At 44.0% G+C, this 14,602-nt stretch carries 14 protein-coding genes; 3 read left to right on the top strand and 11 right to left on the bottom strand.

Features of this window, described 5'->3' with window-relative positions; all coding sequences use genetic code 11:
• Window positions 1-2 precede the first annotated feature (2 nt).
• From JNN12_09050 to uvrA, 4 genes are all read right to left on the bottom strand, one after another.
• Window positions 3-425, bottom strand: coding sequence for a MaoC family dehydratase (locus tag JNN12_09050; GenBank protein ID MBL7978476.1), 423 nt, complete (start codon window positions 423-425; stop codon window positions 3-5).
• Between the two features lie 25 nt (window positions 426-450).
• Window positions 451-1,578, bottom strand: coding sequence for a glycosyltransferase family 4 protein (locus JNN12_09045; protein ID MBL7978475.1), 1,128 nt, complete (start codon window positions 1,576-1,578; stop codon window positions 451-453).
• 20 nt (window positions 1,579-1,598) lie between these two features.
• Window positions 1,599-2,777 (bottom strand): glycosyltransferase family 1 protein, encoded by a 1,179-nt coding sequence (locus JNN12_09040; protein ID MBL7978474.1) that lies wholly within the window; start codon window positions 2,775-2,777, stop codon window positions 1,599-1,601.
• A 330-nt stretch (window positions 2,778-3,107) separates the two neighbouring features.
• Entirely contained in the window at window positions 3,108-6,014 is a 2,907-nt protein-coding gene (uvrA, locus tag JNN12_09035) for an excinuclease ABC subunit UvrA (GenBank protein ID MBL7978473.1), read from the bottom strand.
• Between the two features lie 765 nt (window positions 6,015-6,779).
• Between uvrA and JNN12_09030 the strand changes: the two genes are divergently transcribed.
• Entirely contained in the window at window positions 6,780-7,508 is a 729-nt protein-coding gene (locus JNN12_09030) for an FkbM family methyltransferase (protein ID MBL7978472.1), read from the top strand.
• 333 nt (window positions 7,509-7,841) lie between these two features.
• On the opposite strand, the gene JNN12_09025 is transcribed toward JNN12_09030, so the two are convergent.
• The 3 genes from JNN12_09025 to JNN12_09015 all read right to left on the bottom strand — a co-directional run bounded on the left by JNN12_09025 (window position 7,842) and on the right by JNN12_09015 (window position 10,098).
• Window positions 7,842-8,459 (bottom strand): NAD(P)-binding domain-containing protein, encoded by a 618-nt coding sequence (locus JNN12_09025; protein MBL7978471.1) that lies wholly within the window; start codon window positions 8,457-8,459, stop codon window positions 7,842-7,844.
• 249 nt (window positions 8,460-8,708) lie between these two features.
• Entirely contained in the window at window positions 8,709-9,113 is a 405-nt protein-coding gene (locus JNN12_09020) for a hypothetical protein (GenBank protein MBL7978470.1), read from the bottom strand.
• A gap of 10 nt (window positions 9,114-9,123) precedes the next feature.
• Complete coding sequence (locus JNN12_09015; protein MBL7978469.1) at window positions 9,124-10,098, bottom strand: SGNH/GDSL hydrolase family protein; 975 nt, start codon at window positions 10,096-10,098, stop codon at window positions 9,124-9,126.
• 119 nt (window positions 10,099-10,217) lie between these two features.
• On the opposite strand from JNN12_09015, the gene JNN12_09010 reads away from it, so the two are divergent.
• Window positions 10,218-10,562, top strand: coding sequence for a helix-turn-helix transcriptional regulator (locus JNN12_09010; protein MBL7978468.1), 345 nt, complete (start codon window positions 10,218-10,220; stop codon window positions 10,560-10,562).
• Window positions 10,563-10,674: 112 nt separating this feature from the next.
• Here JNN12_09010 and JNN12_09005 read toward each other — a convergent pair whose 3' ends face one another.
• Genes JNN12_09005 through JNN12_08990 form a run of 4 tightly spaced genes read right to left on the bottom strand, consistent with a single transcriptional unit; the run spans window position 10,675 to window position 13,640 of the window.
• Window positions 10,675-11,262, bottom strand: coding sequence for a DUF1211 domain-containing protein (locus JNN12_09005; protein ID MBL7978467.1), 588 nt, complete (start codon window positions 11,260-11,262; stop codon window positions 10,675-10,677).
• A 4-nt stretch (window positions 11,263-11,266) separates the two neighbouring features.
• Window positions 11,267-12,214 (bottom strand): hypothetical protein, encoded by a 948-nt coding sequence (locus JNN12_09000; GenBank protein MBL7978466.1) that lies wholly within the window; start codon window positions 12,212-12,214, stop codon window positions 11,267-11,269.
• Between the two features lie 26 nt (window positions 12,215-12,240).
• A complete protein-coding gene (locus JNN12_08995) occupies window positions 12,241-12,870 on the bottom strand; it encodes a hypothetical protein (protein ID MBL7978465.1) in 630 nt (209 codons plus the stop codon).
• Between the two features lie 5 nt (window positions 12,871-12,875).
• The gene (locus tag JNN12_08990) at window positions 12,876-13,640 is read right to left on the bottom strand and encodes a type 1 glutamine amidotransferase domain-containing protein (GenBank protein MBL7978464.1); all 765 of its coding nucleotides are present in this window, start codon (window positions 13,638-13,640) and stop codon (window positions 12,876-12,878) included.
• A gap of 172 nt (window positions 13,641-13,812) precedes the next feature.
• Between JNN12_08990 and JNN12_08985 the strand changes: the two genes are divergently transcribed.
• A complete protein-coding gene (locus JNN12_08985; protein ID MBL7978463.1) occupies window positions 13,813-14,157 on the top strand; it encodes a helix-turn-helix transcriptional regulator in 345 nt (114 codons plus the stop codon).
• Window positions 14,158-14,602: the final 445 nt, after the last annotated feature.

Genomic DNA, 14,602 nt, shown 5'->3' with positions numbered 1-14,602 from the left:
TTTTATTCGGTGGGTGGAATCAAAACTGCCGACCCATCAAAAGCAATTTTTTTTCGATCACGCACGACGATATACCCTGCTGTTCGAACCTTTACCTGATTACGCGGGAGTTTTTCCAGCACCTCTATCTCGATGGTCACTTCTTCGCCGACGGCTACCGGACGCAAGAACTTGGTTTCTATGGATACTGCCACACTGCCATGCCCCGGAAAATCTCGTCCGAGCACCTTAGAAACCAGCCCCATCAGAAAAACGCCATGCACAATCGGCTTGCCAAAAGGGGTATTTTGGGCATATTCATAATCTACGTGAATTGGATTGTCATCGCCCGTAACCTGTGCAAAAACCATGACTTCCTCCATGCTGAGGGTGCGCTTCATTGCAAAGTGTTGCCCAATTTCCAAGGTATCGTATGTGTAGTTCATTTGTTTGATAAAAGACATAAGAGCATTAAAGATGTTGCTGGAAAATGGCAAGGTATTGCTCCACCGCGCTTTCCCAGGAAAAAACGTTCGGAATATACGCCATTGCCCGCTCGGATGCAGACTTTAGCTGGTCTCGATCTTCATAAAACAAAATTTTATCCCGAAAGGCGGCGGCATCACCAGATGGTACAAAATGTCCATTTTCTCCTTCATGAATGACGTCATGCAAGCCCTCCAAGTCCGAGACGATAGCAGGAAGACCACAAGTACCCGCCTCTAATAATACCATCCCAAACCCCTCTAGGTCTCCTACAACAGGGATATTGGGCATGATAAACAAATCCGCCCCCGAATACAGGTTTTCCAAGACAAACTCTGACGTCCTACCCAAAAGCCTAACCCGTCCTTCGAGATGATGTCGGTGGATGGCCTCGCGTATTTTTCCTTGATAAGGCCCATCGCCCGCCAACCAATAATGCACACTTGGCGGAAGCAGAGGCATTACTTCTTCAATAAACCAGTGAAACCCTTTACGCTCCACCAAATGTCCTACACTACATAGAATGAGGTCGGTATCCGGCACTTCAGAAATGCCCAATAACTCAAGTTGTGCATGACGGGCCTCTAATCGGGTAGCCGTTTGGGTAAACCGAGATACGTCTATGCCATTATGCACGACATGGCACTTTCCGGGCGACAGCCCCCGCGCCAAACAGGCCTCCGCAGTGGCCGTACTTACAGGAAGAATACCATCTGCCGCCTTAAAGACCTGATGTACCAACCTTTGATATACAACAGCCCGCATGGTCACATCGTGTCCATGTACGATGACAAAGGTTTTCACCCCAAGAGACGCCATTTTATGATGAATTCGCGTAAGAACGAGGGCAGGAACCATAGACGAGAACAAAACCACCTCAATTTGGTGACGTTCTATGTATTCGGGGAGGTTGCGCCACAACCCCACCAAGAACTGGGCCGTGTTCCATTCGATCCACTTCCAAGACGTTCTAAGGACTTTAGAATGCAACGAAAGATCCGTCCTTTTTTGCAGTACCGCATATAAATCGGTTGCCACCCGCTGCATCCCACCTACATTGGCTTCAGGTCGGTCTTGTGGCGGAAAAAGATGCGATACGAATAAAATACGCACGATAACGTGTGGTGAAGGGGTCAAAGGTTGAACAAACTTTTTTCGGCGTCGGGGAAAAGTAATTGATCGTAATAACCGTCTATCTTCCCCAAGATTTCGGGCCAGCTATACAATAAGGCCCGTTCACGCGCAGCGGCCCCCATTTCTTTCCTAAGAGCATCTTGGATAATCAGGGTTTCTACACGTTCATAAAACTGGGCCACATTGCCAGACGCCAATAGGAAGCCTGTTTTATGATTGGCTACCAATTCTTTGCTTCCAGTCGCATCTGCACAAACTGTAGGCAAGCCAGAAGACATGGCTTCTAAGGTAACATTTCCAAACGTCTCGGTAGTACTGGGAAAAAGGAAAACATCCGACGACGCATACGCCATGGCCAGCTCTTCGCCCGCTAAATGCCCTTTAAAAATACTATTGGGTAACTGCTCGCGCAGCTCTTCCTCCGCAGGACCATTCCCTACAATCACGCTCTTATGCGAAATACCTTTTGCCTCCAGTTGCTGGACTACCCGCATAAACACCTCCAAGCCCTTTTCCCATACCAGCCGACTTACGAACAGCACAACAGGCTCGTTTGGGGCAATCCCATGCGCTATACGCCATGCTTCCGACTTTTTCTCTGGCGAGAACTGGTCTGTTTCGACCCCCCGTTCCCAGAGTAAAATATTTTTCTGGATGTCGTGTTCACGTAAAACCTCGGCCATAGAACTCGAGGGCACATATACATGGTCGCATTGATCATAAAACCTTTTGAGATACTGCCACAAACGTCCCACCAACATATCCATGTGGTAATAGGATAAATACGAACTAAAGTGGGTATGATAGGAAGCAACAACGGGGATCCCCAATTTCCGTCCAAGTTTAAGCGCATTACGCCCAGGCAGATCGGGCGTGGCAATATGGATTAATTGTGGGCGAAAGCGTATGACTTCTTGTCTGGCGCGTATAGACATTGGAAAAGCCACCCTGTACTCCTGCCGATTGGGAATGGGCATGGGAATAGAGGGGACGGGGCGAAATAACCCCGCTGCTTCAATGGGAGGTTTTTCGATGGTTGGCGCAACCACCATCACTTTAGAACCACGAGCTTCCAAATATCGCACCAAGCGATTCAATGTGAGCGAAACACCATCTGCCACATGGTTGTAGTTTCCAGTAAAGAGGGCAATACGTTTAGGTCTATGTGTATGCTCCATGCGGGGTCAATACGTTAGGTTCGTCTAAGATCAAAAGGAAGCCGCAAAATATTGGATTCCCGCTGGTGTATTTGTCACAAATAACCCAAGATTCATCAAAAAAGCAGCCATGACATTTGAAGAATGAACTTTTGATTGCTATGTTGCGATGAATTGTGGGCGTCTTTACTCTGTGTGCGACACAAACTAATTCGGAAATACTCACTACCAACCATCTCCCACTATGTTACAGTATGCACGTAGCATCAAATTGATGCTGGTCTGTACGGCAATTGTAAGCCTTATGGTTTTATTGGTGTATAATTTTGCCCTCTGACCCCTTATTCCATTTTACAGTTCCCCATTCATAGGCTTTTGGCATTTATGGGTGGTCATTGCCTGTTTCAAAAAGCGACCTGTATGGCTTTCCGAAATCTCGGAGAGCACTTCTGGTGTTCCCTCGGCTACAAGGGTACCACCTTTATCTCCGCCTTCCGGACCAATATCTATGACCCAATCTGCACACCGGATAACATCCAAATTATGTTCAATAACAACTACGGAATGACCGTTTTTGATCAACATTTGAAACGAATCTAATAGTTTTTGAATATCGTCGAAGTGTAAACCAGTTGTGGGTTCATCGAAGATATACAAAGTGTGTTCTTTAGCAGATCTTGCCAGATAATAGGCTAATTTCAGACGCTGGGCCTCCCCGCCCGATATGGTATTGGCCGGTTGCCCCAAAGACAGATACCCTAATCCAATATCTTGCATGACCTTGAGTTTTTTTACTAAGCGAGGCTTATCTGCAAAAAAAAGAACCGCTTCGTCCACCGTCATCCGAAGTACATCGTCAATATTTTTATCTTTATACCGTACATCCAACACATCTTGTTTAAACCGTTTGCCTTTACAGGCTTCGCACGTCAGGTATAAATCGGCCAGAAACTGCATTTCCACTTTCACCACCCCATCACCCTCGCACGTTTCACATCGTCCACCAGGTACATTAAAGGAGAAATACCCCGCCTTATAGTCGCGTATTTTGGCTTGGTAAGTATCTGCGAAAAGGTTGCGGACTTCATCGTATGCCCCCATATAGGTTACAGGATTGGAACGGGGCGTCCGGCCAATCGGAGATTGATCCACCATTTCTACCTGCCCTATGGCTTCCGAGCCATGTATGGCTTCGTGCGCCCCTACTTCTTCCGAAAAACTGTCTTTCAGACGTTTTAGCCCACCGTACAAGGTTTGATAGACTAAGGTAGATTTTCCAGATCCACTCACCCCAGTAACTACCGTAAAAATGCCTAATGGGAAACGAACGGTAAGGTTTTTTAGGTTATTGGCCCGTGCTCCTTCTACAACAAGCATCCGCGCCGGGTCCACCGATCGCCTTGTTATAGGCGTGGGAATGCTTTTAGTACCGGAAAGATAAGCCCCTGTCAACGAGTCCGCGTTTTGGATCACTTCCTCATAGGTACCTGCCGCCACAATTTCTCCTCCAAACTTGCCCGCCCCAGGCCCTATATCTACAATATGGTCTGCCCGTGCCATCATGTCTTTATCGTGCTCTACCACCAAGACTGTATTTCCGATATCGCGTAGGTGTTCCAAAATCCGGATTAACCGATCGGTATCACGCGGATGTAGCCCAATACTGGGTTCATCCAAGACATAAAGAGAACCCACCAGCGATGAGCCAAGCGATGTAGCGAGGTTAATTCGTTGGCTTTCCCCGCCAGAGAGGGTTTGCGACAAGCGATTTAGGGTCAGGTATTCCAGCCCCACCTCATTTAAATACCGGAGGCGTTTCAAGATTTCCTCCATCACCCTTCCAGCTACCCCATGTTCAAAGGCCGTGAGATGTAATCCATAAAACCAATCATGTGCTTCTCGGATGGTCAAAGCGGAAACTTCACCAATACTTTTGCCTTTAGTGGGTGTACCATCATCCACCCGTATATACCGTGCCTCTGCCCGTACTCGGTGGCCTTTGCAATCGGGACACGTAGTATATCCCCGGAACCGTGCGTGGTAAATCCGGTAGTGCATTTTATAATTGTTCTTTTCCAAAAATGCAAAAAAAGGTCGGACCCCGATATAGGCCCCATAACCGTTCCACAGCCATTCTTTTTGTTCGGTGTTTAGCGCTACATAGGGTATATCTATTGGAAATCGGTATTTCGAGGCTTCTGAGAGCAAGTCTTGATAGTAAGTCCTCCAAGTATCGGTATTAAAAGGCGCCAAGGCTCCTTCGCGTATCGTCAGATTAATATTGGGCACAACCAGATTTTCGTCTATGCCTTGCACGCGACCAAATCCTTGGCAAGTTGGACAAGCACCTGTTGGCGAATTAAAGGAAAACAACTGAGGGGTAGGCTCCTGGAATACAATACCGTCGCGCTCGAACAACTCCGAAAAGACCCATTGAGTTGTATCTCTGAACCGTTTAACCACACATTGGCTTCCTCCCTCCCGGAAAGCCGCCTCAACCGAGTCTGCAATACGCGAGAGGAGGGCTTCATCTCTCTTCTGCATAGCCAGACGGTCCACCAACACCAAAAGCCGTTCTTTGGTGGCTTTCACCTGTTCAGGGGGTGTCTCATTAAGGTCTATCAGGGTTTCCGTGATCCCCTTTTCCGCCTGTTTAGAGGTTGGGAGCACCAAAAACCGAAAAAAACCACGTGCCTGCATTGCCTGAAGTTCCAAGAGCAAGGAACCGCCTTTACGCTGTGGAAACGGAAAGCATATATAAAACCGAGCGCCCTCTTCCAGGATGGCTTCCAACTCGTTCGCTACCGAGCGAGGCGAGTCTTTTGTTACCACTTCGCCGCTTATCGGAGAAACCGTCTTCCCTATGCGGGCAAAAAGCAAACGCAAATGGTCGTAGATTTCCGTAGTTGTAGCAACCGTGGAACGTGGATTTCGGGCTACGGTGCGTTGCTCAATGGCGATGGCTGGTGAAAGCCCCGTAATATTATCCACGTCTGGCTTATCCATACGCTCCAAAAACTGGCGGGCATAAGCGCTCAGGCTTTCGGTATAGCGCCGTTGTCCTTCTGCATAAATGGTATCAAAAGCGAGTGAAGACTTGCCAGAGCCAGATGGCCCGGTAAACACAATCAGTTTATTCCGGGGCAATACCAAATCCACATTTTTCAAGTTGTGTTGCCGAGCACCCTTTATTACAATGGGCCTACGTACATCGGCCGAGGGCCCTTTTTCCGGCGGAAATTGAACGGTTTCGGACATCTATGCGGGTTTACGGTTTTGAAATAGGACGGTGGGCGGATGTTTTTGGCAAGGTACGCCATTATCACATGAAAAAACATATGTGCTTATCTGAACTTTTTTTGTAACTCCTAAAAGACTGCCCTAAAATGACCACTAATATCTTGTACAGATCTCTGTATGGCCCTTAAATTGACTTATTATTTTTCTTTATGATGCCGAATATAGTACACCACTCTAAAACAGCAGACAACTTAATCGGTTGATCTGCTACTTTTTAAAGATGTTCGACCAAGGGAGAGTCGGTTATATTCAGGAGGGGTTTTCGGCCTACTACTTTTTAATATCAATCCCTTTGATTCCGTCGCTTTCCCATTCAATCATTGATGTATCATCTAGCGCCGTTTATTGAATAAGGTGATAATTTGGGGTATGATTTACCTTCATGATTCAACAATAAGCCATGCACCGTTGCCTAAAACGATGTGTGACTTGAAAGGGATCTTCTTTGGTTACCTCTTTGTGCTCTTTTTTAGTAAGTAATAATTAGCGATGTGGTTTCATTTGGATAAAGCAATTATTCCTCATAGAATTGTGTAATTATTTAAGGAATACTGCTTAATTCCATTATTGAAGAGGATTCGCGTTTAATTCTCTTTATTTTGCTGCCTTCTTTCCCTTTTGCTCAAACCTCTGGCCTCTATGAACCTCCCGCGCATTAAAACATGGCTTTAAAATCTTTTAGGTGAAACGCCTACGGCTTACCTCCAAGCCCTGCGGTTAGTTATGATCGCCCGCTCGGAGGCCCTGCGCGACCCAGAAACCGCATTGCTGTCTCATTTTTTAAAAGAAAACGACCTCGCCTTAGACAATGGCGCAAACTGGACGTATTATTTACAGCAAGCTGTTGGAAAAAAAGGGCGTGTTTTTGCTTTTGAAGCCGATCCATACTATGCCCGTGCCACTGCTTTGGCAATCCGTTGGATGGGGTTAAAAGGCACGACCTTATTTTCGTTTGGGCTTTCGGATCAAAACGAGCAGGTCGCCTTACGCATAAAAGATGCTTCAGGAGAACGAATGTCAGGGCTTTCGCATATTGATAAAACCAACCAAGCCCCAAAAGAAGCCGTTCAATCTATTCAATTGAAGGTATTAGATGAGATGATCGCAGAATATCCAGCTTTAATTGAAACGAAACTCATCAAATGCGATGTGGAAGGCTATGAGTTTTTTGTTTTGCGCGGTGCTAAAACACTCTTACAAGTCGCACAACCCATTCTTATTTTCGAAGTAGGAAATTTTGAGATGCAAGGCTATACAGAAGCCGATTTGAATTTGTTTTTGAAAGATTTACACTATGACATCTTTGCACTAACAACCGCACAAAAACTCACCAAGGTTTCCGCATCGCTTACCCACTCCGAAGCCATTAGCGTAAATCGCATCGCCATTCCTGAAAAACAAATTAACCTGCTTGACCCTGCTTTATTCATGAGATTTGGCCCGAACGCATAAACCTGCCCAGTTGGGTAAAACCAAGTGTCCTTCTTCGACTAAAATGCCTTCATTGGGGTCATTCGCCATCAGTAAATGATCATCTAAGCCTGCATTTCGAAAAAGGCTTTTGACCTTGACCCAAGCCTTAGAAAGAATCTGTCCGAATTTTGAGACATTGAAGCAAGATTACGAAACGCAAATCGGGGAATGGGCGCTTATAGATCGCTATGTTGGTGACCTGCGTATGGTGTACTTGGGGACTTAAGGTATTCCAAAGCGGAATTCAAAGCCACCTCACGATCCTTTACGCCCCAATACAAGATCACGTTTAAACCTAGCGTGGTCTTCAGTTTACCGCTTTAGGAGTTTAAAACCTATTTCACGACCTTGTCCTTGGAACATGGCAAGATTGATCCAGAACCACGCGAATTGCTCCATGAGCTGAAATTTATCGTTTCCGCCCACATCGTAACAAGCAGCAAAGCCCGCATCCAATGCCAATTCAGTAGCAAGTGCCTTGCCTTTTGCGCTATCGCCTGCCACAAAGGCATCAATCGCGTTATCCCCATAAACTGGGTTCTGCATATTGTTATAGCCTGTTGTATTGAAGCATTTCACCACATCACAGGCTGGGGTGTGCGCCAGAATGGCATCGGTGGTATTAGAAAACCCTGCTGGCCCCCGCCCCATGACGATATTCATGGCATCTATCACAATTTTTCCAGTGGTATCACCCAGGGATTGTGCCACCTCTACGGCCATCATGGCAGGGGTGGAGAGTAAAATCACCTCGGCTCGTTTTACCGCTTCGGGGATCGAATGAACCGTTGTATGCGGATTTTGGAGCAGGTTTGCCCCTTTAAAGTTTTGGGGATCGCGTACCCCCAAGAAAATCGTATGCCCTTTATTTGCCCAATGTGTGGCGAGCGCACCGCCCACATTTCCAGTTCCAATAATGGCGATATTCATTTTTTTAATTATTTTGAGTTAATAAATTTTACGGCTTCGCCTGCGATGATTTTATGAACTTTGGCACTTGCTGAAACTGCCCACCAATTCATTAGGTTTAGCCTTTATAATATTATTTAATGATTGGATTTAGCTGTTATTTTTCTTGTTATAAAATAGTAAATTATCAAACCAAGTGTCAACAAAAAGGAAGTTAAATAGATCAATGTTTTTATTGAAGAAACGCTGAGAAGTGTATTTGCTACTTCACTACTTATTTTTTTCTGGATACTTTATGAGTATATTAAGGATAATTCCATTCTCAATAAAATCAAATAAGGTTAATAAAAATGGAAAATACCCGATAAATGAAAATTTAATACCTCTCTTTATTAAGATAGTTAAACAGATGCTAACCAATAAAAACCCTAATAATAAGGGAGATAGGAAATCAAAGAATTGAATTTTAAAATATAAATTAACACCTGCATCTCCAAATTTAGACACAATTTGATTGATTGTCTCGGAATTGAAATCAGAAAAATCGAGTAACTTTTGACCTGTAAGTTTACCGAATTTAGGGATAAAATATGACTGAAGTAAGATTAATACTGAAATCCAGCTTAACGCAACTGCTATAATATGCTTTTTGCTTTTGAAATATAATTGCTTCATAACATTATGATTATTTTTTATCTGATACAAATTTTACTGCTTCGCCTGCGATGATTTTATGAACTTTGGCACTTGCTGAAACTGCCCACCAATTCATAAATTCGTCTGGATTTAAACCTTTTACTTTGTTCGGAATAGCTACATTCGTTCTTTCCAAAGGATTCATAAAGTTGATGATGTTCATCGGTAAATAAGCGTCTGTGTATTTGATGCCATATTCAGTAGGGTTCATTCCAACTTTCGCAAAAACGGCTGCACCATCAAATTTGAAAAATTTTACTGGTGTGTTTTTGTAAGTATCTTCAATTTCTTGAAGTCCTTTGTTTAATTGTTGACAGAGTTCAGATGCCTTGGCTTGCTTATCAGTTCCAAAATAGCCTGAACTATATCCCATATCGGGCATAGTGCCTACAAAAATATTTTTTGCTCCTGCTTTTACCAAAAGTTCAATGGCTTGTTTGTAATTGCTGGATGGGGGATATTGTGTTAAATCGGGTTGTCCATATTCCAGATAGTTTCCAATATCGTGTCCGCCTGCCCAAAGTACAAACAAGGTTTTGTCGTCAATCTTAGGATTCGAAGTAAGGTAAGTTTGCACTTGTGCCAACATTCCCAAGAGAGGAGTTTTTTCATCTAATTTCAGTGCAGGTTTTAGTGGTTCATTGATGTTGTATAAACCTGTGGTTGCACCGCCCATTGCAAAATTGTTATCTAATGAAATGGGTAAGTTTAGACTTTCTGAAAAATATTCAACCCATACTTTTCCGTTTGTCCAACGACTTTCATAAAAGCCAACTTCTGCTGGTGGATATTGATTGTTAGTTAATTTTCCCCATTTACCCATATCGTTTAAGCCATCTCCAAAAACGACAATTCCTGAAAATTTTTGTTCCATTTTGTTTGATTGTTTAAATGTTTTACAACTGAAAAGCATCGCAGAAAAAACAACGATAGCTATAAATTGAATATTGAATTTGTTCATCATTAGTTTGATTTTAAAAATTGATGTTCCAAATTACGTTTAACAGTGTTATATTTGCAAGTAGATACCTATAAGTATTATACTTACAAAAAAGTGACTATCTAATAAAAACAACCACTTATATGAAAAATAAAATTGAAAATGCACAAAAATACTTCGACTGCCCACTTACCACGGCAATGAATGTGATTGGGGGGAAGTGGAAGGTTGTTATTTTAGGACATCTTTCTATAGGCAAAAAACGTTTTGGAGAATTAAAAAAGATAATTTGCGGTATAACACAAAAAATGCTTACACAGCAGCTTAGGGAATTAGAAAATGACGGGTTAATTTACAGGAAAGTATATACTCAAGTTCCACCTAAGGTTGAGTATAGCCTTACAGAATTTGGCAAAAGCTTATCTCCAATTTTACAGGATTTATGTATTTGGGGGCAAATAATTAAGGATGAAAATAAATTAGGTTAGAATTTAGTTTATTTCCAAGTTTTAATCTTAAAAACAATCATTTATACAAATAAACTTATTTACCAAGATGCCCTATATCTTGAGTATCCATAATGGATCGTAACACTTATGTTTAAGATGATTTAGAGGCGTGAAATTTATCTGGTAAAAAATACCAGATTGGAATGCCAATAAAAATGATGAACGAAAGATACACCGAGACCCAAGCCAATGGCACAGAAGCCAAATAGAGCAAGCTTGTGATACGGTTGCTTCTTTGAATAAAAGGATTATAGGGCAGTAATTGGGCTTTGGCTTCCACATACCAACGCAAAAGATAAAAACCAAGCCCATTCATAAACATTATAAACCCATAGAACATAACTGCTTGAGGCAAAAAAGGATGGACGGCCAAAAAAGCGGTTGGTGCCGGAATGAGCGACATGGCAAAGAGCAAAAACGAATTATACCAAACCAGTTTAGAAGTGGTATGGGGCAATTGGTCGAAGAGGGCGTGATGATTGAGCCACATAATGGCCAAAACGACATAGCTCAGGGCATAAGCCCCAATTTTGGGCATAAGCGCTCGAAAGGCATTCCACACATCGGCATCGGTAAAATGGGCAGCCAAATCAGGGATTTTCAGGTCAAAAACCATGACCGTAATGATAATGGCTATGACACCATCCGAGAAGGCTTCGATGCGGTTTTTGCTCATCATACGTTTAGAATAAATATCCGTTTTCAGGTTCTACTTTTGCGGGTAAGTTTACCTCTCCTAAACTTTCGCGCAAATCGCGTTCGATGGTATTGCAGATGTACGTTAGCGGCACATCGGTAATTTTGTTTTCAAATGGGTCTTCATTGGCAACACCCGTTCGCTCCATAATGATGAAAACAGTAGCCAATACAGTAGAAAGTGGCACAATAAGCCAAGAAACCGGTTGTAAGGCTTCGGAAGTAAAAAAACCTAAAAGCCCAAACGGAAGTAACAAGGCAAAGAGCAACACAAAAAGCCGCGTAAAAAAGTCGTATTGGCGCGGCAAAGGCGTGCTTTTGATACGCTCACATCCTGCTTGGGCATTCGCCAAGCTCAAAAGCTGCCCTTCCATCTGAAAACTATCAAAACCTCCCAAAGTGCCATTTGCCATCGCTTCATAAATCCGTTGTCCCATCCACACCTGTAAATAAAACGGCTTGTTATGGGCCGTCTTAAAGGCTTCAAAATCGGCGGATTCAAGCAACGGCTTCAGGGATTCCCAATCATTTTGCTGGCGAAGTTGCATCCGCAAGGCATGTGCCCAAGCAATACAGGCATAAACCAAACGGCGTTTAAACGTTTCGCTCCGCGCACGGTCATATTGGGTTTGGTGGGCATGGCTATCTGTAAAGGTAATAATGAGCCGCCCTAAGACACGGCTTGCCCCCAAAATACTGCTCCACAAGGTTCGGGCTTCCCACCAGCGGGCATACGCACTCTGGTTCCGAAAAGCAACAAAAATGGCCAATGCAGACCCCAAAACGCCCATGATGGTAAAGCTAAGCCCCATCTCTTTTGCGCCTGTCAAACGGAAAATCGTCCAAACTGCGCCTGACCAGAAAAGGGCAAATAAAGTCGGATTTTGGATATAGCCCCAGACTTTAAGGGGGCTAAAATTACGTTTGAGAATCATGACCTTCGTGTTTATAAGACAGCAAATTAAAACTCATACCTCAAAAATGCGCCGAAATTATGGGTTTTCGTAAAATGGTCTTGCCCCGTTTGATTAAAGTCCATCATCAAGCCACCTGCCCAAGCCTGATGTCTTGCTCCCAGGCGTAGGCGTTGGGTGAGGTTCCATGTTTTTGTTGTCGGATTATAAATAGGGAACAACTCTGCCTGTCCGAAACCTTTCCATTTCTCGTTGATTTTCGGCTGATAACGAAATAGCCCAAAGCCATCTATACCACCTTTTTCCTTCAAATCGGCCACCAGCCAGCCAAAAAACAAAAAATTATCCTTCATTTTCACCCATTGAACCCCAGCCTTGGGCGTAAAGCCTGCGTTCAAGAAGGAACCAACAACCACCAGGCCTAAACCATTTTTGAAATTGTACGACACCGCATTGGTCGAGCCAAAAGCCGTCGGCGCATTGCCATAATCCATACTGGCTCGGTTGCGGCTGAAAAACAAAAAAGGCGTTCGCTGTCCTGCTGTGTCCTTAAAGTTTTTGAACCACATCAAGTCCACCCCTACCCGTTTATGCCCTACATAGGTTTCAACAGATTGGGCATGGGCAATGCTCCCGAAAAGGAACATTGCCATTACCCCAAATACGCGCATCAACATCACACTTAGCGATTGAGTGCTTTTACCACCAGTTCCGCCGCTGCAGCCCCACTGTTTTGCTGCTGACCTGTAATCAGGTTGCCATCCTGAATGGCATATGAACTAAAGGGGGCTGCCACTTTGAACGTCGTTCCTTCGATTTTGCGGGCTTCCGTTTCTATGCGATAAGGTTGGATTTTCATGCCCACCGCTTGATCGGCAAACTCTTCTTCTGCATCGGCAAAGCCTGTCCATGTTTTGCCATGGACCAAAAGTTCGCCGTCTGACTTTTTCGCTTCTAAAAGCAAGGTTGTTGAGTGGCAGACAGCAGCGCTTGGTTTTCCACTTTCATAAAAGTCCACAAAAAGCTTTTCTAAGGCTGCATGGCCCCTGAAAGTGTACATGGGACCTTGACCGCCCACCAAAAAAATGGCATCATAATCTGATGCGTTTACATCCGTCAGTTTTGGCGTGTTTTCCAGCATCTCCTTGAACCATGCTTGTTGCATATAGCCCAGCGAAATGACATCATGTGCCGAGTAGCCACTGGCATCGGTAGGATTGGAGTAGCTATCCATTTCTAATTTGCCGCCCTCGGTAGAGGCAAGCGTGACTTCATATCCTGCTTCTTGGAAAACGCGCAAGGGGTGCGTGAGTTCAGCTACCCAAAACCCGATGGGCCAACCCGTTTGTTTAGAAATGCTGGGTGAACTGGCCACCATTAAGATTTTGCCTTTAGAGGACGCGCCGTGAAAATGAACGTAGTTTTGGACTTCTTGGATTGTTTGCATCTTGGTTTCTCAAAAAAATGACGGGAACACTTCACCTTTTGGTTTGTAAAGGCAAAGCTTGCTTCATAGCATGGTCCTAAATTGCACACAAACGCCATGTAAAAAAAAGAATGTACACTATTGTATGAAACGCACTTTTTAGTAGGAATCAATAAAAACAAACGCTTAAGGTATGGGCGATTTTCATTACCAAGGCAAAACCTTCTATAATCCCGTAGAGTTTGCTTTAGACCAGATTGGCGGAACATGGAAGATGCCGATTCTTTGGCGGCTTAAAAATCGGGTGATGCGATATAGCGAATTGCATAAGGACATTCCCCATATCAGTCAAAAAATGCTAACCACCCAGCTTCGTGAATTGGAACGTGATGGATTTCTGGGGCGCAAAGTCTATCCAGAGGTTCCACCCCGTGTGGAATATCGCCTCACACCGAAAGGTGAACGAGCGATAGAGGTGATTACCTTTATCCGTGATTATGGCTTGGAATTGATGAAAGAGGCCGGCATTGAGGCGTAGCCTTATCATCAACAAGAAAGCCGCGCTGATAGCGATAACCCTATGCGCACTTCGTAAAAGCAGGTAAAGCGCCAAAAAATATCTCTTCTTATCTACAAAAGTACTTGCCTCATTACAAAAATCTCTCATAACTTATCAACCATGTTATGGGTTGTTTGAAGGGCAAGAAAGCGGACAATACAGCGATAGAAACGTACAGCAAGTTTTACGAAAAGCCTAAGTTAGGCGTAAACCCTTATCCCATCGTTCACACTTTAGACCGCTCCTTTACAACACACTTGCTTGAACAAAGTATGGATTTGCGTGACATGGTCCCATTTTCACGGACACAGCGTTAAGTTAGAAAAGTAGTGTTCCTCGAACTTGTCGGGGCAAAGATACCCCAGTGCCGAATGCCTCCTTTTCGGGTTGTAGGAGCACGCTATGTAATTGAAAATTTCCGTGT

It is taken from the genome of Bacteroidetes Order II. bacterium (assembly GCA_016788705.1).
Taxonomy (GTDB): Bacteria; Bacteroidota; Rhodothermia; order Rhodothermales; family UBA2364; genus UBA2364.
This window is presented reverse-complemented; position numbering and strand designations above follow the sequence as displayed.

What these genes read in the sequence shown, in the direction of transcription:
- JNN12_09010 (MBL7978468.1), top strand. Translation starts at nt 10,218, where the DNA reads ATGAAAAATAAAATTGAAAATGCACAAAAATACTTCGACTGCCCACTT.
- JNN12_09040 (MBL7978474.1), bottom strand. Translation starts at nt 2,777, where the DNA reads ATGGAGCATACACATAGACCTAAACGTATTGCCCTCTTTACTGGAAAC.
- JNN12_09000 (MBL7978466.1), bottom strand. Translation starts at nt 12,214, where the DNA reads ATGATTCTCAAACGTAATTTTAGCCCCCTTAAAGTCTGGGGCTATATC.
- JNN12_08990 (MBL7978464.1), bottom strand. Translation starts at nt 13,640, where the DNA reads ATGCAAACAATCCAAGAAGTCCAAAACTACGTTCATTTTCACGGCGCG.
- JNN12_09005 (MBL7978467.1), bottom strand. Translation starts at nt 11,262, where the DNA reads ATGATGAGCAAAAACCGCATCGAAGCCTTCTCGGATGGTGTCATAGCC.
- JNN12_09050 (MBL7978476.1), bottom strand. Translation starts at nt 425, where the DNA reads ATGAACTACACATACGATACCTTGGAAATTGGGCAACACTTTGCAATG.
- uvrA (MBL7978473.1), bottom strand. Translation starts at nt 6,014, where the DNA reads ATGTCCGAAACCGTTCAATTTCCGCCGGAAAAAGGGCCCTCGGCCGAT.
- JNN12_09030 (MBL7978472.1), top strand. Translation starts at nt 6,780, where the DNA reads ATGATCGCCCGCTCGGAGGCCCTGCGCGACCCAGAAACCGCATTGCTG.
- JNN12_09015 (MBL7978469.1), bottom strand. Translation starts at nt 10,098, where the DNA reads ATGATGAACAAATTCAATATTCAATTTATAGCTATCGTTGTTTTTTCT.
- JNN12_08985 (MBL7978463.1), top strand. Translation starts at nt 13,813, where the DNA reads ATGGGCGATTTTCATTACCAAGGCAAAACCTTCTATAATCCCGTAGAG.
- JNN12_08995 (MBL7978465.1), bottom strand. Translation starts at nt 12,870, where the DNA reads ATGTTGATGCGCGTATTTGGGGTAATGGCAATGTTCCTTTTCGGGAGC.
- JNN12_09020 (MBL7978470.1), bottom strand. Translation starts at nt 9,113, where the DNA reads ATGAAGCAATTATATTTCAAAAGCAAAAAGCATATTATAGCAGTTGCG.
- JNN12_09025 (MBL7978471.1), bottom strand. Translation starts at nt 8,459, where the DNA reads ATGAATATCGCCATTATTGGAACTGGAAATGTGGGCGGTGCGCTCGCC.